This is a genomic window from Kribbella sp. NBC_00359 (assembly GCF_036097425.1).
Classification (GTDB): Bacteria; Actinomycetota; Actinomycetes; order Propionibacteriales; family Kribbellaceae; genus Kribbella.
The window spans coordinates 599,017-623,751 of the sequence record NZ_CP107975.1 but is presented as its reverse complement, the minus strand read 5'-3'; the positions used below and the strand labels follow the sequence as shown (position 1 = coordinate 623,751).

At 70.0% G+C, this 24,735-nt stretch carries 20 protein-coding genes; 5 read left to right on the top strand and 15 right to left on the bottom strand.

All coding sequences use genetic code 11. The features are described 5' to 3' along the window. The first annotated feature begins 8 nt into the window (after window positions 1-8). On the top strand, window positions 9-1,007 hold the full coding sequence (gene hpnH, locus OG876_RS02885; protein ID WP_328526850.1) for an adenosyl-hopene transferase HpnH: 999 nt from the start codon (window positions 9-11) through the stop codon (window positions 1,005-1,007). Next, entirely contained in the window at window positions 1,004-2,788 is a 1,785-nt protein-coding gene (locus OG876_RS02880) for a 1-deoxy-D-xylulose-5-phosphate synthase (RefSeq protein ID WP_328523160.1), read from the top strand. Before hpnH ends, OG876_RS02880 begins: the two co-directional genes overlap by 4 nt. On the opposite strand, the gene OG876_RS02875 is transcribed toward OG876_RS02880, so the two are convergent. The 4 genes from OG876_RS02875 to OG876_RS02860 all read right to left on the bottom strand — a co-directional run bounded on the left by OG876_RS02875 (window position 2,785) and on the right by OG876_RS02860 (window position 6,046). Beyond that, a complete protein-coding gene (locus OG876_RS02875; protein WP_328523159.1) occupies window positions 2,785-4,011 on the bottom strand; it encodes an MFS transporter in 1,227 nt (408 codons plus the stop codon). The two genes, OG876_RS02880 and OG876_RS02875, sit on opposite strands and share 4 nt — an antisense overlap. Window positions 4,012-4,089: 78 nt before the next feature. Further along, the gene (locus OG876_RS02870) at window positions 4,090-4,563 is read right to left on the bottom strand and encodes a hypothetical protein (RefSeq protein ID WP_328523158.1); all 474 of its coding nucleotides are present in this window, start codon (window positions 4,561-4,563) and stop codon (window positions 4,090-4,092) included. Next, on the bottom strand, window positions 4,560-5,327 hold the full coding sequence (locus OG876_RS02865; RefSeq protein ID WP_328523157.1) for an ABC transporter permease: 768 nt from the start codon (window positions 5,325-5,327) through the stop codon (window positions 4,560-4,562). Before OG876_RS02865 ends, OG876_RS02870 begins: the two co-directional genes overlap by 4 nt. After that, window positions 5,324-6,046: an ABC transporter ATP-binding protein gene (locus tag OG876_RS02860; protein WP_328523156.1), complete on the bottom strand. Its 723-nt coding sequence runs from the start codon at window positions 6,044-6,046 to the stop codon at window positions 5,324-5,326. The genes OG876_RS02865 and OG876_RS02860 overlap by 4 nt, the downstream gene beginning before the upstream one ends. Window positions 6,047-6,141: 95 nt before the next feature. On the opposite strand from OG876_RS02860, the gene OG876_RS02855 reads away from it, so the two are divergent. The 3 genes from OG876_RS02855 to OG876_RS02845 all read left to right on the top strand — a co-directional run bounded on the left by OG876_RS02855 (window position 6,142) and on the right by OG876_RS02845 (window position 9,740). Beyond that, window positions 6,142-6,801 (top strand): response regulator transcription factor, encoded by a 660-nt coding sequence (locus tag OG876_RS02855; RefSeq protein WP_328523155.1) that lies wholly within the window; start codon window positions 6,142-6,144, stop codon window positions 6,799-6,801. A 10-nt stretch (window positions 6,802-6,811) separates the two neighbouring features. Next, a complete protein-coding gene (locus tag OG876_RS02850; RefSeq protein WP_328523154.1) occupies window positions 6,812-8,089 on the top strand; it encodes a sensor histidine kinase in 1,278 nt (425 codons plus the stop codon). Between the two features lie 61 nt (window positions 8,090-8,150). Then, window positions 8,151-9,740: an MBL fold metallo-hydrolase gene (locus OG876_RS02845; RefSeq protein WP_328523153.1), complete on the top strand. Its 1,590-nt coding sequence runs from the start codon at window positions 8,151-8,153 to the stop codon at window positions 9,738-9,740. Here the strand turns inward: OG876_RS02845 and OG876_RS02840 are convergent. The 11 genes from OG876_RS02840 to OG876_RS02790 are packed head-to-tail and all read right to left on the bottom strand — an operon-like array spanning window position 9,722 to window position 24,727. Next, a complete protein-coding gene (locus OG876_RS02840) occupies window positions 9,722-10,387 on the bottom strand; it encodes a sugar transferase (protein ID WP_328523152.1) in 666 nt (221 codons plus the stop codon). The two genes, OG876_RS02845 and OG876_RS02840, sit on opposite strands and share 19 nt — an antisense overlap. A gap of 14 nt (window positions 10,388-10,401) precedes the next feature. Then, on the bottom strand, window positions 10,402-11,478 hold the full coding sequence (locus OG876_RS02835) for a hypothetical protein (RefSeq protein WP_328523151.1): 1,077 nt from the start codon (window positions 11,476-11,478) through the stop codon (window positions 10,402-10,404). Further along, on the bottom strand, window positions 11,475-12,806 hold the full coding sequence (locus OG876_RS02830) for an oligosaccharide flippase family protein (protein ID WP_328523150.1): 1,332 nt from the start codon (window positions 12,804-12,806) through the stop codon (window positions 11,475-11,477). The genes OG876_RS02835 and OG876_RS02830 overlap by 4 nt, the downstream gene beginning before the upstream one ends. After that, window positions 12,803-14,095, bottom strand: coding sequence for an O-antigen ligase family protein (locus tag OG876_RS02825; RefSeq protein WP_328523149.1), 1,293 nt, complete (start codon window positions 14,093-14,095; stop codon window positions 12,803-12,805). Before OG876_RS02825 ends, OG876_RS02830 begins: the two co-directional genes overlap by 4 nt. Beyond that, the gene (locus OG876_RS02820) at window positions 14,082-15,149 is read right to left on the bottom strand and encodes a phosphotransferase family protein (RefSeq protein WP_328523148.1); all 1,068 of its coding nucleotides are present in this window, start codon (window positions 15,147-15,149) and stop codon (window positions 14,082-14,084) included. Before OG876_RS02820 ends, OG876_RS02825 begins: the two co-directional genes overlap by 14 nt. After that, window positions 15,146-15,580, bottom strand: coding sequence for a hypothetical protein (locus tag OG876_RS02815; protein ID WP_328523147.1), 435 nt, complete (start codon window positions 15,578-15,580; stop codon window positions 15,146-15,148). The genes OG876_RS02820 and OG876_RS02815 overlap by 4 nt, the downstream gene beginning before the upstream one ends. Next, window positions 15,577-16,737, bottom strand: coding sequence for a glycosyltransferase (locus OG876_RS02810; protein WP_328523146.1), 1,161 nt, complete (start codon window positions 16,735-16,737; stop codon window positions 15,577-15,579). Before OG876_RS02810 ends, OG876_RS02815 begins: the two co-directional genes overlap by 4 nt. Continuing rightward, window positions 16,737-17,738, bottom strand: coding sequence for a hypothetical protein (locus OG876_RS02805; RefSeq protein ID WP_328523145.1), 1,002 nt, complete (start codon window positions 17,736-17,738; stop codon window positions 16,737-16,739). The genes OG876_RS02810 and OG876_RS02805 overlap by 1 nt, the downstream gene beginning before the upstream one ends. Further along, a complete protein-coding gene (locus OG876_RS02800; protein WP_328523144.1) occupies window positions 17,735-18,994 on the bottom strand; it encodes a hypothetical protein in 1,260 nt (419 codons plus the stop codon). The genes OG876_RS02805 and OG876_RS02800 overlap by 4 nt, the downstream gene beginning before the upstream one ends. Window positions 18,995-19,028: 34 nt before the next feature. Continuing rightward, window positions 19,029-23,243 carry a right-handed parallel beta-helix repeat-containing protein gene (locus OG876_RS02795; protein ID WP_328523143.1) on the bottom strand — a complete coding sequence of 1,405 codons (4,215 nt, stop codon included), beginning with the start codon at window positions 23,241-23,243 and terminating at the stop codon, window positions 19,029-19,031. Between the two features lie 23 nt (window positions 23,244-23,266). Then, on the bottom strand, window positions 23,267-24,727 hold the full coding sequence (locus OG876_RS02790; RefSeq protein WP_328523142.1) for an RtcB family protein: 1,461 nt from the start codon (window positions 24,725-24,727) through the stop codon (window positions 23,267-23,269). Window positions 24,728-24,735: the final 8 nt, after the last annotated feature.

Below are 24,735 nucleotides of genomic sequence, written 5' to 3'. Positions count from 1 at the left end.
CCGTGGCCATGCCACTGCGTCAGTCGATCCGCCTCGGTGGTTATCTGCTCCGGCAGAAGCTGCTGCGACGGGAGAAGTTCGCACTGCTGGTCGAGCTCGAGCCGTTGTTCGCCTGCAATCTGGCCTGCGCCGGCTGCGGCAAGATCCAGCATCCCGCCTCGGTCCTCAAGCAGCGGATGCCGGTCGAGCAGGCGGTCGCCGCGATCGAGGAGAGCGGCGCACCGATGGTGTCGATCGCCGGCGGCGAGCCGTTGATGCACAAGCAGATCGACGAGATCGTCCGGCAACTACTCGACCGCCGGAAGATCGTCTTCCTGTGTACGAACGCCTTGCTGCTGCCCAAGCACCTGCACAAGTTCACGCCGCACCGCAATTTCGCCTGGATGGTCCACATCGACGGGTTGCGTGAGCGCCACGACGCGTCGGTCTGCAAGGACGGCGTGTTCGACGAGGCGGTCGCCGCGATCAAGCAGGCCCAGGCGGCCGGGTTCCGGGTGATGACCAACACCACGTTCTTCGACACGGACACGCCGCAGGACGTGATCGACGTACTGGACTATCTGAACGACGAGCTCGGCGTCGACAACATGCAGATCTCGCCCGGGTTCGCGTACGAGAAGGCGCCGGACCAGGAGCACTGGCTCGGTCCCGAGGAGACCCGGCAGCTGTTCGCGAAGGCGTTCGCCGGCGGCCGCCGGAAGAAGTGGCGGCTGAACCACTCGCCGCTGTTCCTGGACTTCCTCGAGGGCAAGGTCGACTTCTCGTGTACGGCGTGGGCGATCCCGTCGTACTCCCTGAAGGGCTGGCAGCGGCCGTGCTACCTGATGGAGGACGGGTACGTCGGGACGTACAAGGAACTGCTCGAGGACACGGACTGGTCGGCGTACGGCCGGGGCAAGGATCCGCGGTGTGCGAACTGCATGGCGCACTGCGGCTACGAGCCGACCGCGGTGGTCGCGACCATGGGGTCGCTGCGGGAGACCATCCGAGCTGCGGTCGGATCATGAGCGCGCCGGGTGTCGACGAGCGGCCACGCCCCAGCACTCGGCTCCTGGACACGCTGACTTCACCGGCCGACCTCCGGCGGTTGCCTGCGACTGAGCTCCGTGGACTTGCCGACGAGATCCGGGCCGAGCTCGTCCGCCTGGTCACCCGGACCGGTGGCCACCTCGGGCCGAACCTCGGTGTCGTCGAGCTGACGATCGCGCTGCACCGCGTCTTCACGTCGCCGCAGGACGTCATCGTTTGGGACACCGGTCATCAGTCGTACGTGCACAAGATCCTCACCGGCCGGCTCGGTCGCTTCGACACCCTCCGCCAGGCGGGAGGGCTGTCGGGCTACCCGAGCCGGACCGAGAGCGAGCACGACGTCATCGAGAACTCGCACGCCTCGACCGCGCTCTCGTACGCCGACGGCCTGGCGAAGGGGTTCCAGCTCACCGGCTCGCTCGAGCGACGGGTCGTCGCGATCGTGGGGGACGGTGCGATGACCGGTGGGATGTGCTGGGAGGCGCTCAACAACATCGCGGCCGCGCCGGACCGGCCGGTCGTCATCGTGCTCAACGACAACGGGCGATCGTACGAACCCACCGCCGGATCGCTGGCCGTGCAGTTGCGAGCGTTGAGTGCGGGCACGGCCCGGGGCAACGTCTTCGAGCAGCTTGGTCTGGCCTACCTCGGTCCGGTCGACGGTCACGACACCTTGGCTCTGGAGGCGGCGTTGCGGACCGCCGCCCTCCTCCAGCATCCGGTCGTGGTGCACTGCCTCACCCGCAAGGGCGCCGGCCATGCTGCCGCCGAGCTCGACGAGGCCGACCACCATCACACCGTCAACCCGGCGGCTGCCACCAGCCAGGTCCACGGAGCCGCCTGGACGGATGTGTTCGGGAAGGAACTGGTGGCGATCGCGGACGAGCGCCTGGACGTGGTCGCCGTGACAGCCGCGATGATGCGGCCGACCGGACTGTTTCCGATGGCCTGCCGATATCCCTCGCGGGTATTCGACGTCGGGATCGCCGAGCAGCACGCGGTGACGTCGGCCGTCGGGCTGGCGACCGCTGGGCTGCATCCCGTGGTCGCGATCTACTCGACCTTCCTCAACCGCGCCTTCGACCAGGTCCTGATGGATGCGGCGCTGCACCGGGCACCGATCACCTTCGTCCTCGACCGCTCCGGCATCACGGGTCCGGACGGTCCGTCGCACCACGGCATGTGGGATCTGGCGCTGTGCGGATTGGTGCCCGGCATGCGGATCGCGGCGCCCAGGGACACTCAGCAGCTGCGGCTCCTCCTGCGCGCCTGCGTCGATCATGAGGCTGGTCCCACCATGCTTCGCTTCCCGCGCGGACGGGGCGGAGCCGTGCTGGGCGCCACCGGCACCATCGGTGCGGCCGAACTGCTGACCGACAATCGGCCGGAGGTCCGCGAGGTGCTGCTGGTGCCCGTCGGTCCGCTGGCGGCGGCGGCCGTGGAGGCGTCGCGGCGGCTGCGGCAGCTGGGAATCCCCGCGACCGTCGCCGATCCCCGGTGGATCATCCCGGTCGATCCCGAACTCGTCCGGTTCGCCGGCGAGCACCGCCTGGTGGTGACGATCGAGGACAACACCGTGACCGGTGGTTTCGGGGAAGCGCTCGGACGGGCATTCCGGCGTACGGCGGCACGCCCTGAGCTCATCACGCTCGGATTACCCGGTGAGTTCGTCGCGGCGGGGGAGCGAGCCGACCTGCTGCACACGCACGGACTCGACGCCGACGGCATCACGCACGCGGTCAGTGGGGCGTTCTCTTAAGGCTCATCCGGCAGCGTGAGGTGTCCGCGGGCCGCTCCCACCGCGACCCAGGGAACGGCGGACAAGGTGCCGATGCCGAGGACGAGCAACGCCGGCCGTAGCCCGATGGCGGCACCGAGCAGGCCACCGAAGAGACCTCCGAGCGGGCCCAGGCCCCATTCGACCAGCCGGATCACGGAGCCGACGCGGCCTAGCAGGTGCGGCTCGACGGTGTGCTGCAGCATCGTCGAGCGGACGATGATCAGGTAGACGACGCCCAGCCCGAGCAGTAGTTGCCCCAGGCCAATGGTTGCGATCACGACGATGGTCGGCCCACCCGCCAGTGGGATCAGCAGGTCGCCGCCGAGAAGGGTCGCTGCGACGACCGAGGTCCACGTCGTTCCGAACCGGCGGCTGACCGGAGTCGTGATCACGCCGGCCAGCAGTGGGCCGAGGGAGCCGAGCGCGGCGATCACTCCGATCTCGGCGGGCGACAGTCCGAGCTCGCGGACGGCGTACAAGATGTAGAGGGCAAGGACTCCCCAGTGGAAGAAGTCGATACAGCCCTTGCCGACGGTGATGGCGACGATCCCGGACTGGCGGCGGAACGCTGCGAACCCGGCCCGAACGGACAGACCGAACCGGCTCTTCTCGGCCGTCGGCACCGGGTCGGGTCCCCGTCCGCAGGCCTGGAGGAAGGCGGCGACGAAGAACGAGGCGCTGTCGACCGCGATCGCGACGGGAGCCGTGAGCAGTTGGACCAGCACGCCGCCGAGCCCTGGCCCGGCGACCGACGTGATCGAGTCGCTCAACGCGATGCTGCTGTTCGCCGCCGTCAACTGCCGCCGATCCTTGACCAGCACCGGTATGTAGGCCACGTGGGCGAGGCCGTAAACGAGGGCGAGAGAGCCGACGGCGAAGGTCACGACGTAGAGCTGGGCCATGGTCAGCAGGCCGACGGCGGCAGCCAACGGGACCGTGCCCATCAGCACGCCCTGCCCGACGTTGCACCAGAACAGCATTCGACCCCGCCGGGCACGGTCGACGAAGACGCCGAGAAACACACCGAGCAGCAGGCTCGGCAGCGACTCGAGCGCCGTCAGGACCCCCATCGCGGTCGGTCCGGCGGACAACGTGAGTACGGCGATCAGCGGGATCGCGAGCTCACTGACCTGCGACCCGGTATTGGAGAGCAGCTGGGCGAACCAGAAGAACGCGAACGGCCGGTTCCGCCGGAGCGGCACCCTGCCGTCCGCGCCGACTGCCTCAGACCCGGACCCCACCACCCGCTGATCACTCCAGCCTCGACCGCCCGATCCCGGTCAGCCTCCCACTTTCCGCGGGCGGCGGCCACGGACTTTCAGCCGGCCGATCAGCGTCGCGGCGCCGAGGACAGCCGGTACGGCGATCGCGACGGGGAGCGCTCCACCGGTGTCGAGGGTCTGGCGGGGCGTCACCGTGATCCGGACCGGTGGCCCGGCGACCAGGGGTCCGTTCTTCGGGATCAGTACGACGTACACCGCGAAGTGGCCCGGGTTCACGGCCTGGAACTCCCAGTCCAGTTGGGTGTCCGAGCCGGCGTCCACCGGCTGGGTGACGTCCTGGCTCCAGTCCTCCAGGTCGACGTACACCCCGTCGAGGCTCACGACGTTGAGGTGGGCGATCGCCGGGCCGGACTCGTTGACGACCGACTCGACAGTCAGGGTCTGACCGATGACGGCCGTGAGCTGGTCGGTGTTCATGGTGATGGTCGGGTCGGCGAGCGCGACCGTGGCGAGCAGGCTCAGCAGCATCATCGCGACCCCGCAGTCAGTCGGACGAGTCGTGGGCCGGCGACGATCACGACTCCGGCGACGACCAGGGCCACCACGATCGGCGAGGCCAGATAGCTGAGGTCGTGGGTCCAGCTGCGCCGATTCACCAGGATCTGCGAGATGTAGTGCAAGGCTGATCCGATCGGGTTGATCCGGGTGATCACCTGACCGAAGCCGGTCTTCGGGAGCGCCGGGAGCTGGGTCGGGGCGAACAGCACGAGCAGCAGAAGGAGTCCGGCCGCCAGGCTGGTCTTGTTGGAGTTGGTGACCGCGCTGATGAGCAGGCCGATCCCGGCGAGCCCGGTCGCGACCAAGGTGCCGACGACCAGGGCGAGCAGGGCTGCCTGACCGGCTCCGGCGACGCCTCGCCCGAGGACCCACAGGTAGGGCAGCGTCACGACGAGGCAGGCCAGCCACATCGTCGTCGCCGCCGCCAGCTTGCCGACGACGATCCCGCGCCGCGACACCGGAGCGAGCAGGAGCGCTTCGAAGGTCCCGCGTTCACGGTCGCCGCTGATCGCGTCGGAGCTGGTGACCATCGTGAGCAGGACACCGACCGCCAGGCCGACCTGGACGGTGAGGTTGACCGCTTCGCGCTGCTCGAGGAAGTTCATCGCCCGGTTGGTCGCGGCCAGGTAGGTCATCGTGCTGAGCAGAACGCTGAACCCGAACACGAGCACCGGCCCGCGCCCCAGGATCCAGAGATCCCGGATCTCCTGCCCGGCGACCACGGTCCACCTGGTCATGGCCGGCCCTCGGTGAGGCGGAGGAAGGCATCACTGAGACTGCCCGCGCCGGCGACGACGTCGTCGATCGGACCGGCGGCCCGCAGGACACCCTGATCGAGGATGAGCACACTGCCGCAGACCTGCTCGACCTCGGTCAAGGTGTGCGTCGACAGCACGACCGTGGCGCCTCGCCGGCCGGCGATGTCCCCGATGGTGGCGAGGATCTCGCGCTGGCCGGCCGGATCCAGGCCGAGCGCCGGCTCGTCGAGGAACACGACCGCGGGATCGTTGATCAGAGCCCGGGCGATCCCGAGGCGTTGCTTCATGCCCCGGCTGTACGTCGAGATCCGGGTTCCCGCGCGATCGCCGAGACCGACATCGGCGAGCAGCCGCTCGGCGGCCGCGCGGGCGTCGCGGCGGTTCCGGCCGAACAGCCGTGCGGTGTAGTGGAGGTACTCGGCGCCGGTCTGCCGCAACGGGTAGCCCGCGCTCTCCGGCAGGACGCCGATCCGTTGCCGGATCCGATGCGGTTGGTCGCCGGGTACGCCGGCCACGGTGAAGGTGCCGCCGGACGGTTCGAGGATGGTCGTGAGCAGCCGGATGGTGGTCGTCTTGCCGGCGCCGTTGGGACCGAGCAGGCCGATCACGTCGCCCGCGTCCGCGGCGAAGGTGAGTCCGTCGAGGGCGTTGCGCGCGCCGTACCGCTTGCTCAGGCCGATCGCCTCGATGGTCGCCATGGACCGACGGTAGGGCGGTGGGGCTGAATCCCAGCTGAACGGTCCTTTCAGCAGGGATTCAGCCAGAATGGAGGAGGATCGGCCGGAGGTGCGTGATGCGGGCGCTGGTGGTGGAGGACGAGCTGCGGCTGGCCGCGGGCCTGCGCAACGGTCTGGAAGCCGAGGGGTACGCCGTCGACGTCGCGCTGACCGGGACGGACGGACTGTGGTTCGCCCGCGAGTACGGGTACGACGTCCTGGTGCTGGATCTGATGCTGCCGGAGATCGACGGTTTCGAGATCTGCGCGACGCTGCGGGCCGAACGCGTCTGGACCCCGATCCTGATGCTGACGGCCAGGGATGCCGACACCGACCAGGTCCGCGCCCTCGACACCGGAGCCGACGACTACCTGACCAAACCGTTCTCGTACGCCGTTCTGATTGCCCGGTTGCGAGCACTGGTCCGGCGAGGTGGTGTCGAGCGACCGACGGTGCTCGAGGCCGGTGAACTCCGGATGGATCCGGCGGCTCGGCGGGCCTGGCGCGGTGAGGCCGAACTGGTGCTGACGGCGCGGGAGCTGTCGTTGCTGGAGTTCCTGATCCGGCGGCAGGGCGAGGTCGTGTCCAAGCGGATGATCCTGGATCACGTCTGGGACTACGACTTCGAAGGCGACCCGAACATCGTCGAGGTCTATGTCCGGCGGCTGCGGACCAAGCTGGGCGAGCGGTCCATCGTGACCCTGCGGGGCGCCGGCTACCGCCTGGCCGAGCGGTGAGGGCGGCGCCGTGCGACTCAGGGTGACTCTGCTGGCGGTGCTGGTGGTCGGCATCGCCCTGGTGGCCGGTGGCTCGGTGCTGGTCGCGCTGCTCGGTTCTGCCCTGACCGATCAGGTCTGTCAGGACGCACGCGCCCGGGCCGCGCAGCTCGCGGCGTCACCGTCGGCCGCCAGTAGGCCGGTCTCCACCAGTCGCGAAGTGGTGCAGCTGATCGACCGCTCAGGACACGTGATCGGTGCAGATCCGAGGCTCGCTTCGCCCGGGAGTGAGTGCGTCAGGGTCGAGCCGCCTGGCTACGGGGAAGACTTCGTGTTCGCGGCTGCTTCGATCACGTCCGGGGGCGAGGTCGTCGTGGGCAGGCCGTTGGTGGATGTGCTGGACTCGACCCAGTTCGTCCGCCGCATCCTGGCGGCCGGACTGCCGTTGATGCTGCTGATCGTCGCCGGCGTGACCTGGGTGGTGACCGGCCGGATGCTGGCGCCGGTGACCGCGATCCGGCGCGAGGTCGAGGAGATCACCGCAACGGAGTTGCATCGCCGGGTTCCGGCCGGGCGAGCCGACGAGATCGGCCGGTTGGCGAGGACGATGAACCGGATGCTCGACCGCCTGCAGCGATCGCACGAGGTGCAGCAACGGTTCGTCTCCGACGCCTCCCACGAACTGCGCTCGCCGATCGCGGCGATCCGTCAGCACACCGAGGTCGCCCGGGCCCATCCCGGGCGCACGACCGTCGACGAGTTGGCCACGACCGTCCTCGCCGAAGACCTGCGCATGCAGTGCCTGGTCGACGACCTCCTGCTGCTGGCACGTTCCGACGAGGCCGGGTCCGAACTTCGGTGTACGCCGGTCGACCTCGACGACCTGGTCTTCGCCGAGGCCCGCCGGCTGCGCTCGGCGACCAGCCTGACGATCGACACCACGGCAGTGTCCGCGGGCCAGATCCACGGCGACGAGGCGGCGCTGGCGCGGATGATTCACAACCTCGCCGACAACGCCGCTCGGCACGCCCGGTCGGGGATCGGCTTCGGCCTCTGCGAGTCCGACGGCGCCGTCGTACTCACGGTCTCCGACGATGGACCCGGGATCCCGCCGGGCGACCGGGCCCGCGTGTTCGACCGCTTCGTCCGGCTCAGCACCGCGCGTTCCCGCGACACCGGCGGCACCGGCCTCGGCCTGGCCATCGTCGCCGACGTGGTCCGGCGTCATCACGGCACCATCCGGATCACCGGCCCCGCCACCTTCGAAACCCGGCTCCCGAGCCCAGGCGGCCGGGCCTCGCTCGACTGACGTAGGCAGGCTCGTGCAGGCGGAGGATGCCTGGTCTGAGGTGGGCCGGGAGCCTGGTGACATGAGTGAGCCGATGGTCACAGCGCTGGGTCATGCCGGGTTGCGGATCGACGGGCCTGGGGTCCGGGTCCTGGCCGACCCCTGGTTGTCGCCCGGCGGTGCGTTCCTCGGGTCGTGGTTCCCGTTTCCGGACAACTCGCACCTGCTGACGCCCGAGGTGCTCGACGTGGATCTCGTGGTCGTCTCGCACGAGCACCTGGATCACCTGGACCTCGACCTGATCGCGAGTCTGCCCGAGACCGTTCCGGTGGTCGTGCCGCGGTATCCGTCGACCATCATGGAGCGCCGGCTCCGTGCGATCGGCCGGGCCCGGATCGTGGTTCTCGACGCCTGGCAGCGGTACGCGCTCAACGACCACGACTGGCTCACCGTGATCCCCGAGCAGTGCCCGATGAGCCACGATTCCGCCGTACTGTTCATGATCTCCGGCCACAGCGTGATGCACACCAACGATGCCCGGATCTCGCTCGCCCAGGCTCGCCGGGCGATGACCGAGGTCGGTGGCGAGCTGGACGTGATGGGTGTGCAGATGTCCGGCGCGAGCTGGCATCCGGTCCGCTACGAGTACGACGAGGTCGAGCGGGAGCGGATCTCCACGATCAAGCGGGTCGGCAAGTTCAAGGCCGTCACACGACTGGTCCGCCAGGTCCAGCCCCGGCTGGTGATGCCGTACGCCGGGCCGCCCTGCTTCCTCGACGACGACCTCTTCGAGCTGAACAGCGGCCTGCATCCGGGCGGGATCTTCCCGGATCAGGGTGAGGCGCTCGCCTGGCTCGCCGACCGGTTGCCCACGCAGCCGGGGGCCCGCCTGCTGCCGGGGGATGGGATCGCGCTCGACCGGCTCGAGGTCATCCGCGATCCGCACTGGGATGGCTTCTCACTCGACTCCGGCCCCGACGAGCGGCGGCGTTATCTGGCGGACTACGCCGCCCGTCGGCGGCCGGCCATCGAGGCCGCCTGGGCCGCGAATCCCCAGCCGCGGCCTGGGCTGGCCGATCGGTTCAAGACCCACCTGGAATCGCTCGGGACCCTGTCGGAGTACTTCCTGGCCCGCATCGGCATGACGCTGCGCTTCGACGTCACCGGTCCGTACGGCGGTGTCTGGGACGCGCACATCGGTCCAGGCCGGGTGGTCGTCGATCTCGACGGCGGGAACGGGCACGCCGACTACCGGCTGACCCTCGACGGACGCTGGCTGGACGGTGTCGTGACCGGGCGCACCCGGTGGGAGGAACTCCTGCTGTCGTTGCGGTTCGTCGCCCGCCGGCAACCGGATCGCTACAACGACTACCTGGTCGGGCTGCTGAAGCACGCCGACCGGGCCGCGTTGCGGGCAGTCGAGCGGTTCGAGGCGGCGCGTGATCCGGAGGAGACCACCGAGATCACCGTCGAGGGCAAGCAGGTCCGGGTGAGTCGCTACTGCCCGCACGCGGGCGAGGATCTCGCCGAGACCGGCGTCGTGGTGAACGGCGTACTGCGCTGCCTCGGACACAACTTCGAGTTCGACCTCAACAGCGGGAGTTGCCTCAACGCCCGCTGCGACCCGATAGTGGTCAAGCCGGCCGAGGAAGACTACGAAGAGGCAGTCTGACCGGTCACCGGCTGCTGGACATCCGCGAGCCCGAGCACGAACAACGCGGTCACGACGAGGTAGTGCAGCGTACGCCGCACCGTCGGCCGCTCCAGGTACTCCTGATCGGCCGCGACGCGCAGTGGCACGAGCACATCCAGGTACCACCGCTCGACATCCGTCCAACCCTCCGGCGGTACGGCGGAACGCTCGCGGTACTGCAGTTGCGCCGGACCGGTGAGGCCGGGCCGGGCGAGCAGCACCGATCGGCAGCTCTCGGGATACCTGTCGGCCAGCGTGGCACTCTCCGGCCGTGGACCGACCAGCGTCATCTGTGCCCGCAGCACGTGCCAGAGCTGGGGCAGTTCGTCGATCGCGGTCCGGCGCAGGAAGGCGCCCAGGCGGGTGATCCGGGCATCACTCGCCGCGGTAACTTCTGGGCCTGAGGCAACCATCCGCATGGTGCGCAGCTTGTACAGGACGAACGGACGGCCGTCCTCGCCGATCCGCGGCTGCCGGAACAGGACCGGCCGGCCGCTGGTCACCAGGATCGAGAGCGCGATGATCGCGAGCAGTGGTGACACGAGCAGCAGCAGAACCGCCGCGACGAGCACGTCCAGCAGCCGGCGCGCCGGCCCGATGGCCCGGCGATGAGTACTCGGTGACATCTGTCCCCCCTGGGTTAACCGGTGCCTGCGGCAACGAAGATGGCGGTGAACGCGGTCGCGGCGAGATCGCACTCGCGGTTGTAGCCGACCGAGTCGCCGGGCATCGTCGACGGCGTCATGTGCGTGATGAGCTGGACCCCGCTGCGGTGCCGCTGCACGAGCGACGACCAGAGCGGATTGGCGGACAGGTCCGGTGCGAGCAGGCTGACGGTCCGGCCCTGGTACGGCTGGCGCCAGGTCCAGATGTCGACCGCCTTGGCGCCGGCGCCGACCGGTACGTCGATGTAGGTGGCCGCATCGTCACCGGCCTGACCCGCGGTTCCCTGATAGCCGTCGGCATCGGCCAGCGCCTTGCGCGACTGCAATATCGTCAGCGACTCCCATCCCTGCGCGCGGACGCGGTTCCACGCGTCGGTCTGCGCTTCACGTCGCGTCAGCCCCCACTTGGCGTAGGTGCTGTCCTCCAGCAGTCCGGTGCTGAGGTCCAGCCGGTCGATCAGGCCGGCCCGCAGGTAGCTCTCGACCGCGGCGGCTGTCGCCGCCGGATACTTCGAGCGGACGCGCTGGGCGCACCCTTCCTGGTTCCCTCCGCGCCAGGGCAGGCAACCGAGCTCCGGTACGACGGCGTCCACCAGGATCTGCTTGCCCGGGGCAACCTTCGCCAGTGCGTCCCGGGCCTGGCGGAGGAAGTCCGTGGCCTGCGGGATCGATCCGAGACCGTCGCCGTACCCGATCTCGTCGGAGATCTTGAAGCCGGCGGTGCCGGGCACCTTGCCCAGTTCGCCGAGGCGGGTGATGGCCTGGCGGAACGCGGCGTCTCCCTCGAGCCAGCGCGCCACCAGATCGGTCTCCCACCAGACGGCAACGCCGCGGCGATGCAGTGCGTCGGCGAGAGCGACGTACTTGTCGTCCGCCGGGTTGGGCGCCGGGCTCACCACCTGCGTCGTACCGGGAGTCGGACGAGGTGGCTCGGACGGGGTGGCCGTATTGGCGAGGCCAGGCGACGCCGCCGAGGGACCGGAGTCTGACTGGTTGCCGGAACATCCGGCAATCGACAGCACGAGGCAGATCATCAGCGCGGCGGTTTTCACGGCGTTCCTCCCGAGGTCGCGGCGACAGCCGCTCGGTGCCGGGAGGACGAGGGCTTGCTGAGTCGCAGCAACAAGCCGATCAGGAGTGCGTCCGTCGCCAGGTACGCCGTGGTCGACGCGATGGCGGCACCGAGTGCACCGAAGTGCGGGATGAGGAGTAGATCGAGCGCCACGGTGATGACCAGGCCGACGCCCAGGACCAACGAGTTCAGGCCGGGAGTGCCACGCCCGTAGAGATAGGCGCTCGCGATCCCGGAGGCGCCGGCCAGCACCATCCCGGCGACCAGGACGCGGGCCGGTGTGACGGCGGGGCCGAACGATGCGCCGTACAGGATCCGCATCACCGGCGCGGACAGCAGGGCGACCGGCACGGCCGCGATCAGCACGCCGGCCAGAGCCGGCCGGACCATCCGCCGTGCCACCGACGCGGCTTCGTTCGGTTCGAGCTTGGCCAGCCGTGGATAGAAGACCCAGGTCAACGCCGTCCCGGGAAGTCTGAGCAGTTCGGCGTACTTGGACGCGACGGCATAGGCACCGAGGACGGCCGGTCCGGCCATCGCCCCGAGGACGGCGAAGTCGAGCCGGAGGTTGAGCAGTGTGATCAGTCCGCCGACCTGTCCGCGGAGTCCGTAGGAGGCGACCTGCCGGCCGAGAGCCCGGTCCGGCCGGCCCCACCAGCCTCGCCCGCCGCCGGCGAGGCCGAGGCGCTTCCATCCGAGCCGGCGGCTGACGCGTCGCCAGCCGTCGACCGCGACGGCGACGTCCGCCAGGCCGAGACCGATGATGATGGCGGCGAGGCCGTGCACGCCGGCGATCAGCGGCACGACATAGCAGGGCAGGAAGGCGAGCTCCTCGGCCGCGATCACGACGTCGCCGCCATGCCGGTCCTCCAGCCCTTGCAACGATGTCTTGGCCAGCGTCAGCAGCAGTTGGGTCGGCACGGTGGCACCGGCGGCCGCGATCAACCAGACCGGTTCGCTCGGGAAGAAGACCCTGGCGAGCAGCGGCGCCGCGGCCAGCCAGGCGATCGTTCCCAGCAGGGCGCCGGCGGCACCGATCGCCATCAGGGTCGGCCACAGCCGCGGCAGTTGACGCCGCGGTTCGGCGAGGAAGTACGCCAGGGCGCCGGGCAGTCCGAGAACGCACAGCACGCCGACCAGACCAGGGATCATCCGGAGCAGCGCATACTCGCCGACCGCGGCAGGTCCACCGATCCGGGCGACGAGGACCGTGGCGAGCGTCAGTCCGAGCATCGCCAGGAGCCGCGCGGAACAGTTCGCTACGACTGTTCGGATCAGCTCGCCGGAGCGCAGTCGCGGCCGGATCATGAGGCCTTCCTCTGCTCGTCCTGCATGGCCAGCACGAGCGCCGCGATCAGCCCGAGCCAGGTCCACAGATGCCGGAAATGGAGCACCTCGTAGAAGCCGGCCGCCGTGGCCATCACCGGCCCGATGATGGCCAGCAGCCAGGGTCTGGGCACCAGTTCGGCATAGGCCTTCGGCAACGTGCCCACGACCAGCCGGATGCAGCGCACCAGGACGGCGACTCCCAGCAGGAGCAGCCCGATCGCACCGATCAGCCCACGCTCGAGCAGCGTCGCCAGGTAGTCGTTGTGGGCCTCCTTCACGTACGGCGCCTGGGTCGCGGCCAGCGTGGCCTTCGTCCTGGCCGGACCGAAGCCGGCGGCGTCGCCCTCGAGGAACAGGTTCGCTCCTTCGCGCACGATCGTGGCGCGTTCGCTGCTGGAGTTCCCGCTGCGGCCGAAGGAGTCACGCAGCAGTGGGATGCTGCCCGCGGCCTGCTCACGGATCTGCCCGAGGTCGACCCGGGGCATCACGAAGGCGATCATCAGGCCGGCGAGCAGTGCGGTGGCAGCGAGCGTGGCCAGGCCCGCCACCGGGCCCTGCCGCCGATACCTGGTCACCGTGAAGGCGAGTACCAGACCGACCAGGAGGGTGAGCATCGCGCCGTTCGAACCGGTGAACCCGATCGCCGTGAGCACCACCAGGTAGCCGAGGCGTCGGACTCCCGGCGACCGTGGATGCTGGCACGCCGCCATCACGAACAGCGAGATGACCAGATAGTTGCCGGCCAGGTTCGGGTCGCCGAACGTGTACGACGCCCGGACGCCGTCCTTCGCCGAGACGCCGGTGAGCGCGTTGATGCCGACCAGGTAGGCAACCGACATCACGGCCGAGTAGACGACGGCGGTCCGGCACCAGGCCAGGGTCACCGCGCCCACGATCGCGAGATTGTGCCGGCCGAGCGCCAGCGACACCGCCCAGGCGAGCAGCAGCAGATCCTGGATCAGCACCAGGGCGGCGCCGACCGGTGCGTCGGTGACGAACGAGGCGAACGCCCCGCCGAGCACGAGGCCGGCGATGCCCGCGATGTACGGCAGCTTGATCGGCAGTTGCTCACGCACCGCCCAGAGCACGGCCAGCACGATGCAGAGCATGATGCCGAGGTCGGCCGGCGCGGTGTTGCCAGGCCCCGCGGGCACGAGGAACGGGAGCAGGCAGGTGGTCAGTCCCATCATCGCCGCGAGCAGATCGCCGCGAGGGCGCGCCGGGATGCCGATCCCGTCGGTGCGGTCCGCTGCCTCAGTGGTCGTCATCGCGTGGGCCCCCCAGATCGTTCGACAGCGGCCAGTACGGCAGGTCCGCCAGCAGATCGAGGTGCGACCCGGCGAACTCGTCGTCGTTGGCGGTGGCTGCGATCTCACCGAGCCCGGCGAGGGCAGCGCCGTACCAGAGAGCCGACGGCAGGCCGAGGGCGTCGACGCCGGTCCGTAGGTAGAGGCGCACGAGGTCGGGCAGCCAACCCTCTTCCAGCAGGCCGTACCTGATGCCCGCGCCGAATCCCGTTCGCTTGAGGCCCCGATGCCCGCGCACCTGGTGTCCGGGCCGGGTGTGGCGGTCGATGTAGAGGCAGTAGCTCAGGGCGAACCGGACGAGGTCTCGCAGCGGACAACCTGCCGGGCTGCCGCTCTCCCAGTCGACGACGCCGGTGACCGCGCCGTCGCGGACGAGCAGATTCCCGAACCAGTAGTCGCCGTGGACCATCGTGCGCGCGACGCGATAGCTCTTCAGTTGGCGATCCGCCGCCCCGAGGCGCACCTGAGCGGCCTCGAGCCGGGGATGCCCGGACCAGCGCTCGCGCACCGCACCGGACATCTCGGCCGCCCAGGTGATGCGGGCACGCTCGCCCGCGGTCGCGGTCTGGAAGTGCCGCAACCAGCCACCAGCCAATGCGAAGTCCTCGGCGACCAGCCGCGGCCGGGTGGTGTGCCGCCACCGGTGATAGGCGACGCTCATCGGGGTTCCGTGCACGACCGTCGACACGAGAGCGGGCAGGCCGTCGCTGTCCAGTGTCTCGAGGTAGCGGGGGACTGTGGGCTCGAGGCCGGCCAGATCCGCGTCCCGGAGCGCGACCAGCATGCGCGTCTCCCGGGTGACCGCCGAGGCTGCCGCCACGGTGACCGGGATCTTGATGGCGACCGGGCCGGCCGGGCCGTCCACGTAGGTTCCGGCCGGTGGCGTCACGACGAAGGTGCGCTTGGCGTCCGGATCGCGTGAGGTGGCGATCAGGACGCCCCGGCTGCCCGGTGCGAACAGCAACTCGTGCACCGACCGGGGATGCGGACTGAACGGTCTGGGCAGCTCGGTCATGGCCGCCTCCCGATGACGACACGGGCGGGCGCGGCGGCTCCGGTCCAGCGCCACGGCGCGATCCTGGCCAGGCCGAGCAGTGCGGACGCGGGCAGCGCGGTGAGCGCCAGCCCGGGTGGGACGGTGGCGACCGCGGTCCAGAAGTGCCCGACCGCCTCCTCGACATCGTCGATGACGACCATCGGCCGGCCGAGGCTCGGGAGTACGACGAACTCGCGCTCCACCACCACACCGAGTCCGCGCGCCAGTCGCCGGAGCCGACGCCGGCTGAACGGATGCTGATCCATCAGGACCACCGGCAGCTCAGGGTGTAGGAGCTCTGCCGTCACCGGGCCGGTCCGGATGTCGATCTCGACCGTGCCAGGTGGACACAGCTGCAACCAGGGCGACAGCACCGCCCTGACCTGGTCAGTCGCCGGGGCGCTGCTCACGAGGTCACCAGCTCCGCCCGGCGATGGCCGGAGTACACCTGGTCGAGGACCTCGGCCAGCCCTTCCGCGTCGAACGTGCTGCCCGCCGAGATCCGGCCGCGACCGGCCAGCCGGTCGGCCTTGGCCGGGTCGTCCAACAGGTCGTCGATGGCCTCCGCGAGCAGCTCCGGACGCCCCGGCGGAACCAGTACGCCGCTCTCGCCCGGCACCACGAGATCCGGTACGGAGTTCACCGCCGTCGCGACGACGGGAACGCCGCAGCGCATCGCCTCGACGACCGCGCAGGGCAGCCCCTCGTAGCGGCTCGCCATCGCGAAGACATCGAAGGCAGGCAGCAGGCTCGCAACGTCGGATCGCTCGCCGGCGAAGACGAAGCGAGTCGACAGACCCGCGCGGCGAACGAGCTCGGCGGCCTCCCGATCGCCGGGACCGGAACCGATCCAGACGGCCATGGCCTTGGTGTGCCGAAGCGCGGCCATCGCGGCGATCAGGTGCTCCGGCGCCTTCTGGTAGTCGATCCGTCCGACGGTGCCGACCAGCGGCGTGTCCGGCCCGATGCCGAGCTCGGCGCGTGCTGCCGCCCGCGATGCCGCGGTCTTCGGCACGGTGACGGCCTCCACGACGGGAGCGATCGTCCTGAGCTTCGACGGCGTGGCGAGTCCCCGTCGCAATGCCTCGGTCGCGACTCCGCTGCCGATCGCCAGCACGGTGTCGGTGATCCGGGCCAGCCTGCGCTCGATCGCGACGTAAGCCCCACGGCGCAACGGACTCTGGAACTCATGGAACGGAAAGCCGTGGTACGTGTGGACGATCTGGCCGACCGATGCCCGGTGGGCCGCGAGCCGGCCGAGTGCACCGGCTTTCGCGCTGTGCGTGTGGACGACGTCGTACTTGCCACTCACGCACAGCTCGGTCAGCCGGCGTAGCGCTCGGCGGTCGTCGCGAGGCGACAGCGGGGACACCAAGGACGGTTCGATCAGGACCCGCAGGCCTGCGGCCTCGGCGCGATCGGTCAGCGGACCGCCTTGCCCGGTGATGATGGTGACGTGGTAGCGGTCAGGGTCGAGCGGCAGGACGCCGCGCAGGGCGACACCGCCCGCACCCGCGATGAACCGGGTGACGATCTGGGCCACCTCGATCCGTTCAGAGCCGGTCATCAGCGCACCCCACCTGTCCGGACACTCGCCAGTGGGCGCTTCAGCAGTTCGGCTAATCCGGCGCCAGGTTCGAGCCCCAGTTGCAGTTCGATGCACGGCAGGCGCTCGGCGAGCGACAGGGCGACCTGCTCGACGGGCGGATGCACCGGCCCGCAACCCGTGGCCGACCCGACGACGGCGGCCAGCGACCAGAACCGCCGCAGCTCCCCGGCGGAATAGGTGCCCGCCACGATTCCGCGCGCAGCTTGCTGGACGGTGAGGGGCCGGATCTGAGGCGTCTCCTCAGTTCCCCTCCTGAGGACGACGATCAACTCGGGCGGGAGCGATCGGACCCGGTGGGTCCACGCCTGCTCGCGTCGTCCGTGAAATGCGCGCCGGCCTTCGCCGGTCAACAGTCGTAGCGGCTCGGCGACGCCGTACGCCGTGGTTCCGTCGCACACCGCGAGGTTGTCGCAGGTTGCGCGAGCGCCGTCGGCCAGCGCCCGCGAGACGAGTGTCGACTTCCCGACGCCGCCCGGGCCGGCCAGCAGGACGACGACGCCTCCGACCTCGACGATCGACACGTGCAAGGGCGCGAACCCTCGCAGCATCGCGAACCACATCGCCGGGTAGTGCAGCAGCACCTGGCCGCGCAGCGCGTGCTGGCGGGCGGGCAGGAGCCGGGCCGCCGCGAGTTCACGGTACGACGGCCGCCAGCGACTCGTGACGCGCAGTCCGTCGACGTCGATGCACCACCGCTGGTCGAAGCCCGACCCACCGACACTCTCGAGCACGACCTCGCCACTGTCGTTCGCCCAGGCACCGCGGGTGACCGGCTCGAATCCACTCGTCCGGAACGGCTCGCGGCTGTCCTCGACCGACAGCACCAAGGCGGCCCGGTCGGCGCTCGCGAGCCTCGCCCGCCCGTGTCCACCCGCTGCGGCGAGGATCGAGCGTACGACGTCGTCCGAGCCGTGCACTTCGACCCGCTGACCCGCGGTGTCCAGCAGTTCGGAACTCATGACGGCCAGCCGAACCGCCGCCTGGCCGGACCGTGGACCAAGCCCAGCACCGGCCAGCGCACCGCCTTCAGTACGTCGTCGAGATCGTCGAGACGACGCAGCAGAACCGTGCCGCTCGACACCACCACGACGCCGGCCGTCATCTCGTCCTGCGGAGTCACCGCCGACAGGCCGGTGAAGCGGACGTCGGAGAAGGGCGCGCCGCCCGCCTCGTCCAACTCGAACAGATGGCTGTTCTCGTCGAGACCGGGTGGCGTGTTCGACGGCCTCTTCAGCTTTCGCGGTGCCAGCGGGGCATGGCCAGACAGTTCGAACAGCATGTGGCCGACGGTGTCCTCGTCCGGGTCGTCCGCGGGCATCAGTACGACCGCGTCGACGCCCTGCCGGCGGGCGGCGAGTGCCATCGTGTTGCGGAGTGAGGCGAGGTCCTCGGTCGCCTTGCCGAGCACCGGCGCCTGCAACATCCTGGCCAGCGCCCGGATGCCGTTCACGCGCGGCCGCATCGTCTCGAGGACGGTCGCCACGGTCAGGCCGAGGACCAGGCCGAACAGGAGCGCGAGGGCGAGCTGCGGCAGGATCGACGTCTGGACCTGACGGATGTCCGGCTTGTTCCCGACCAGGACGACCTGGTCCCGGGTCGCGTTGTCGACCGCCAGCGTGGCGCGCTGGGCGGTGAGCTGCGACAGCAACTGGTTCGCCGACTGGATCTGTGCCCCGAGGTCGGCGCGCGCCGTCACGTCGGCGATGCCACGCAGCTGTCCGACCAGTTTGTCGCGCTGCGCCGTCGCGGCCGCGATCTGGTCGTCGAGCTTGGCCGTCGAGTCCTGGAAGGAGGATCGGTCGCCGTCGTTCATGAACAGCGCCACCCGGGTGGCCAGCGCGGACACGATCTTCCCGGCGGCGATCGGGTCGTCGTCGGTAACGCTGAGCTCGACGATCGACGACTCACCGAGCCGCTGCGCCGCCACATGCGTGGCGGCGAACTCGTTGACGTCGCGCTGCCCGTCGGCCGCCATCAGCGCCGTCTGCAGCAGGCTCGGCGTGGTCGCCAGGGCCAGGACCCTGCTGCTCATGCCCTCCGCCTCGGTCGCCGACTTCGGCGCGCCCGAGATCACCTGCAGGCGCAGCGAGGCGACGGATGGATCCGGTCGCTGCGCGGCCAGTATTGCTGCCACCGCGACCGGCAGGAGCATGCACACCAGGATGATCCCCAGGTGGGCCCGCACGATGCGGCGGAACATCTCTTCGATCGTCATCGTCGTACCCTTCGTCCGTTGCTGGGTTGCCTCACTACGTGACCTTCACCTTCTTGGTCGCCGTGTCGGACAGACCCACGGTGTCGGTGACGGTCACCTGGACCGTGTACATCCCGGCGGCGCTGTAGGTGCAGGTCGTCGTCGCAGTGGTCTGCGGCGGCTTCGCGGCACCGACGCCACAGTTGAACTGGTAGGTCGCGATCGGGGACTTGTCGACACTGGTGGAGCCGGACGCGTCCGCAGTGATCGGCTGGCCCCGGCCGACGGTCGCCTTCGACAGCGTCAGGGCCGCCGTCGGTGCCACGTCGGCGAGGATCTTGACCTTCGTCGTGACACGGCTGGTGACCGCATCGGTGTCCCGCACCGTCACCGCGGCGGTGTAGGTGCCGGCGTTCTGGTAGGTGCAGGTCGTGGTCGCCGTCGTCAGCGCCCCGGTCGTCTGCCCGTTGCCGCAGTCGAAGGTGTAGCTGACCAGCGGCCTGCCGTCGGCGTCGGACGACGCGGACGCATCCAGCACCACTTGCTGGGGCCGGTAGGCCTGGCTCGGGGTGGCGGTGATCCGCGCTGTGGGCAGACCGTTCGGATTGACGACGATCGCCGGGCCGGTCCAGCTGTCGGTGTCGCCGGCCGAGTCCGTCACTGTGACCGTCGGTGTGAAGGTTCCGGCCGCCGTGTAGCGGCAGACCCCGCTGGGCTGCGTCAGGACGGTCCCGTTGCCGCAGACGATCCGGTACGACGCGATCGGAGCACCGAGTCCCGCGCTGGCCGACGCGTCCACCGTGACGTCCAACGGTGCGAACCCCGTTGTGGGAGTCACCGTGGCCACAGCGGCCGGGCCGGCGAACTCGTAGGCACCGAGGTCGGCGAAGGTGATCGGGCCGACGCCCGTGTTCGCCACGGCCGGTTGATCGGACGGCGCCTTGCCGTCCTTGTCCGGAGAGGTCCAGCCCGCGGTCGCGGTGTCGGCGGTGTCGATCGCCGGCGACGTGCTGGTGAGGTGCAGGTTCCGGGCGGTCAGGTCCTTGAAGAGCGGGTTCGCCGCCTTGCCCGCGGCCTCCTGCCCACTGACCGTCTGGAAGGCGGCCAGCGTCGTGTACGGCTGTGACGCCCACTCGAACAGTGGTCCGCCCGAGGTCTGGAAGACGAGATCCCGGTTCAGCGTGGTCCCCGCGCTGGACGACTCGTCGACCCGGATCTCGCCGATCGTCCGGGTGCTTCCGACCGCGTTGTCCATCGCTACGTTGTCGCGGCTGGTCGCACCGCTGGACCCGCCCTCGAAGTTGATGCCGGCGGTCGCGTTGCGGACCACCGTGTTGGAGACCACGATCGAGCCCGGCGCGTTCGAGTTGTCGATGCCGTGGTCGTTGTTGTCGTAGATGACGTTGCGGCGGATCGTCGTACCGGTGGAGCCGGTGTAGGCCTCGATGCCGGAGTCGTCGTTGCCGTAGGCAAGGTTGTTCTCGACCAGCACCTGCTGGGACGCCGAGCTGACGTCGATACCGGTGGCGACCCGGGCGCCGAGGCGCTTGTTCGCGTAGGTGGTGACACCGGCCACGGTGACCCGGGTGCTGCCCTGCACGCTGACGCCGTGGAAGTTGTTGTCGTGGGTGATCGAGGAGCGCAGTGCGGAGTCGGTCGAGCTGAAGAACCTGACCCCGATCGAGACGTTCGTCGCGGCCTGGATCCCGTCCGCGGTGACGTTGCTCGAGGCATCGACCGTGACGCCCTGGGCGCCGGACTGGGCCACGTCGAGCGTGCTCAGCGCGGTGCGCTGGACGCGGTCCAGATAGACGCCGGTCAGGTTGGTCTGCCGGACCGTGAAGCCGGTGACGCTGACGTCGGTGACCTGGCGGAGCAGGATCCCGAAGCTGCGGGCGCCGGCCGAGATCGTGTGTCCGGCCGCGGGGTTGGTTCCACCGGTGTCGACGTACAAGGTCGCAGTCGGTGTGTCGTAGAACCAGCTGCCCGAGGTGGTCGTGGTCGCGCTCGCTGCCTTGGCCAGCGGCTGCCCGTCCAGGAACACCTGAGCCGGAACCGGGGTGAAGGCGTGCTTCCAGGCGGTCGTCGTGGTCGTAGTCCAGCCCGCGGCGTCGGATACGTCGTTGGTGCCGAGGATCACCGCGGACGGCGTGGTCGCGCGCAGCGTGATCGGTGCGCCTGCTTCACCGCTGGACGTGATCTGGACCTGTTCGCGGTACTGACCCGGACCGACCAGGGCGGTGTCGCCGGCCAGGAGTTTGCGGGTGGCCGCACCGATGGTGCAGAACGGTGTCGCCGTCGTGCCGGGACCGGTGTCGGTGCAGGCCGGGTTGGTCTGCTCGACCGAGTAGGTCTGCAGAGTCCTGGTGCTCACGACCTCCTGTGCCGTGGCGGTGTCGGTCAACCCTGCGGCGTCCTTGACGGTGACGGTGACGGCGTACGTGCCTGGAGTGGAGTACGGGTGGACGGCGGTCGCGCCGGGCTGCGGGCCGACGACGGTGCCGTCACCGAAGTCGAAGGTGTACGACGCGATGCCGCTGGTGTCGGCGTCACTGGAGCCACTCGCGTCGGCGGTGACCGGAGTCGACGGCGGCGCGGTCACCGCGGCCGGATCGACCACGACAGTCGCGTGTGGTGCGTAGTCCGTGGTTCCGGCGACGGGCTGGAACTCGAGCGCTCCGCGGTCGGCGTACGCCGGGCTGCCACTGCCCGTGTCGGGCACGATCGGGTCGTCGGCGAGCGCGTTGCCCGCGGGGTCGGTAGCGGCGAAACCGGTCGCCGCTGAGTTGGCGGCGTCGACCGCGGCCGAGCCGCCGATGAGCCGGAAGTCGGCCGACCCGGCGTCGGCGAAGTCGGGATCGACGGACTGGCCGTGGCTCTCCTGGCCGGTCGCGGTGGCGAACGCGGCGAGCGTCTTGTAGATCGTCCCGTTCACCTTGGTGGACGGCGCGATGCCGTGGTTGAACGCGGTGTCGTAGTCGGCGGCGAAGCCGGAGAACGAGCCGGCGTCGACGAACAGGTCGTACTCGGTCGCGGTCGTCCCGTTGTCGACCAGCAGGTTGTTCGTCAGGGTCGCGCCGGTCGAGGTGCCCTCGACGGAGATCCCGTCCCGCCGGTTCCCGTACGACGTGTTGTTGACGTATCGGACGCCGGTCGATGTCAGCGTGTCGAAGCCGTGGTCGCCGTTGCCGTAGGAGATGTTGCGGACCACGAGCGCCCGGTGCGAGGAGCTGTAGACCTGGACCCCGCTGTCCTGGTTCTGGTAGGTGACGTTGCCGCTGATGGTGTTGTCGGGAGAGCTGGTGTTGACGTCGATCCCGACCGCGGTGGCGTTCGGGTTCACCGAGGTGTTCGCGTACGTCGTGTTGCCCGTGATCAGGTTGTTCGTCGACGTGGACAGACCGATGCCGTGCAGGCCGTTGTGGTGGCTGCTCGATCCGGTCACGGTGACGCCGCTCGAGGCGGACAGCCGGATGCCGGTCGACAGCGAGTTGTCCACGGCGGCGGCGCGGATGGTGATGGAGCTGTTCGGGCAGGTGTCGACCAGGATGCCGTTGCTCGCCGACTGCGACGAGGTCACGTGGTCGACGGTGATCGCCGACGACGACAGCAACCGGACGCCGGCCAGGTTCGGCCGGTTCAGCGAGAGGTTGCTGATGACAACGTTCTGCCGGCTGCTGGTGGTGACGCCGAACGATTGCGCGCCGGCCTCGATCAGATGACCGTCACCGGGGTTGGCGCCGCCGGTGTCGACGTACAGGACCTTGGCGGTGGCGTCGTAGAACCAGCTGTTCGGCGTGGTCGTGGTGGCCGACGTCGCGGCCGCCAGCCGCTGGTCGTCGAGGAACACCTGGCGCGGCACCGACGGCGGTGCGTACGGCGTGCTCCACGCGCTGGTGCTGGTCGCGGTCCACAGCGCCGCGCCACCGAGGGCCCGGGTGCCGAGGACGACGACACCCGGCCCGTCACCGGTCACGGTGATCGGGTCGGTGGCGGTGCCGGAGGCGTTGACCGTGACCTGCTCGCGATAGGTGCCGGGGGCAACGTGAACGGTGTCGCCGGCCACGATCGCCTTCTTGGTCCCCGCCGAGATCGTGCAGAACGGGACGGCCTGGGTGCCGGCGCCGGTGTCGCTGCAGTTGGCCGCCGTGTTGTTCACGTAGTACCCGGTGCCGGCCGCCACAGCGGAGGTGGTGGTGACCACCACCAGGCTGGAACCGGCGAGAACCATCGCCATTCCGGCTGCCAGCCTCTTGAGCCGCTCGTTCATGATCTCTCCCGCTCTTGCAACCGTCAGTGGAGTACCGCGATAGGCCGCATCCGGGCGACTGGCTTGACCAGGCCGTTGCGGACGAGAACATCGAGAGCGGCGTTGACGCCGCGGTCGTCGAAGTGCCAGGCGTCGGTGGGAGCGCCGTCGTCGTACCGGAAGCGACGCGTCCTGCGATGGAGCGGGTCGGCGCCCGAGACGCCACGGGTCACCAGGTCGGACACGACGGTGCCCGCGCCGTGACAGGCGGAGTACAGGCTGGTGGCCGCCCGGTCGCCGGCCACCGCGAGGTAGCTCGACGTGCGGTGCGTGCCCGGCAGCAGGACCGCCTGGCCGGTGTCGGCGAAGGTGGTTCCGGGCGTCATCAGCTCCGCCGGGAAGGCCCGGCACGAGTTGTGGCGGTGAACGACGCCCGTACCGGCGCCGACCGGCTCCTCGTAGATGCTGTTGTGGGGTGAATCCACGACGAGTCGGCCGGTGGCGCCACCGAAGGAATCCGCCGCGATCCGCCGCAGTGCGGCGTACGTCGCCGTCCGGAAGGCGAATCCGTAGTTCATCGCGGCGGCGGTGGCGAGCATCAGCCGCTGGCCTTCGTCACTGGCCAGCGCCAGTGGCGTGCAGCCATCGGTGAAGTAGAGGCTGAGCCGTGCCTTGAGTTGCTGGTAGGACCGAGCCGAGCGCAGGTGGAACCAGGGCTTCAGCGCCGCGTTGACCGCCTTGATCTGGCGCGGGTAGTCCTTGCGCCGGAAGAAGAGCCGCCCGATCTCGCCGGTGAAGACCCCGCCGCCACCGTGGTACTGGATGGTCAGCTGGCCCTCGGTGACGCCGAGCTTGGCGGCCCGGTCCGGGTCGAGGATCTCCTCGACCCGTTGCAGTTCGACGAAGTGGTTGGACGGACCAACGGTGCCGAAGCGGTACCGGGCCAGCTGGAACGCGACGCCGGGGAGCTCGGACCGCAGCCGGTCGATCCCGCCGTACCGCTCGAGGTCGATCCGGCCGCCCTCCTCGATCCGCTCGAGGTCGTCGGCCGGGGCGTCCCAGCGGTCGACGCTGAACTCGGAGCCGTCCCGGACCGCCTTGACGACCTCCTGCCGGGTGAGCTCGCGGGTGCCGCGGGTCGGGTACGGGTACCGCTGCCGGACCGCGCGCATGAACACGTCGACGGCCTTGTCGTCGGGGACCTCGGTGTCGACCGCGATCAGGGCCATGCCGCAGTTCACCGACGAGCTGGTCAGGTCCGGCCGGATGGTTCCGCTGGTCGCGACGGCGACGCTGGACGGCAGCTCCATCTTCGACTTGTGGTGGAAGTCGGGCAGGACGACGGGTGGAGCGGCCAGGTCCGCGCCCTCGACCCGATGGCCGAGCGCGGTGATCGTGGCTCGGTCAGCCGGGAGCAGGCGGCTGTCATCGAAGACCGTCGGGGGCTGGTTGACGGTGCCGTCGAGGACGCGGACGTCCAGTGGTGGCCTGGCCTCAGTGGTCATGCTGTGCT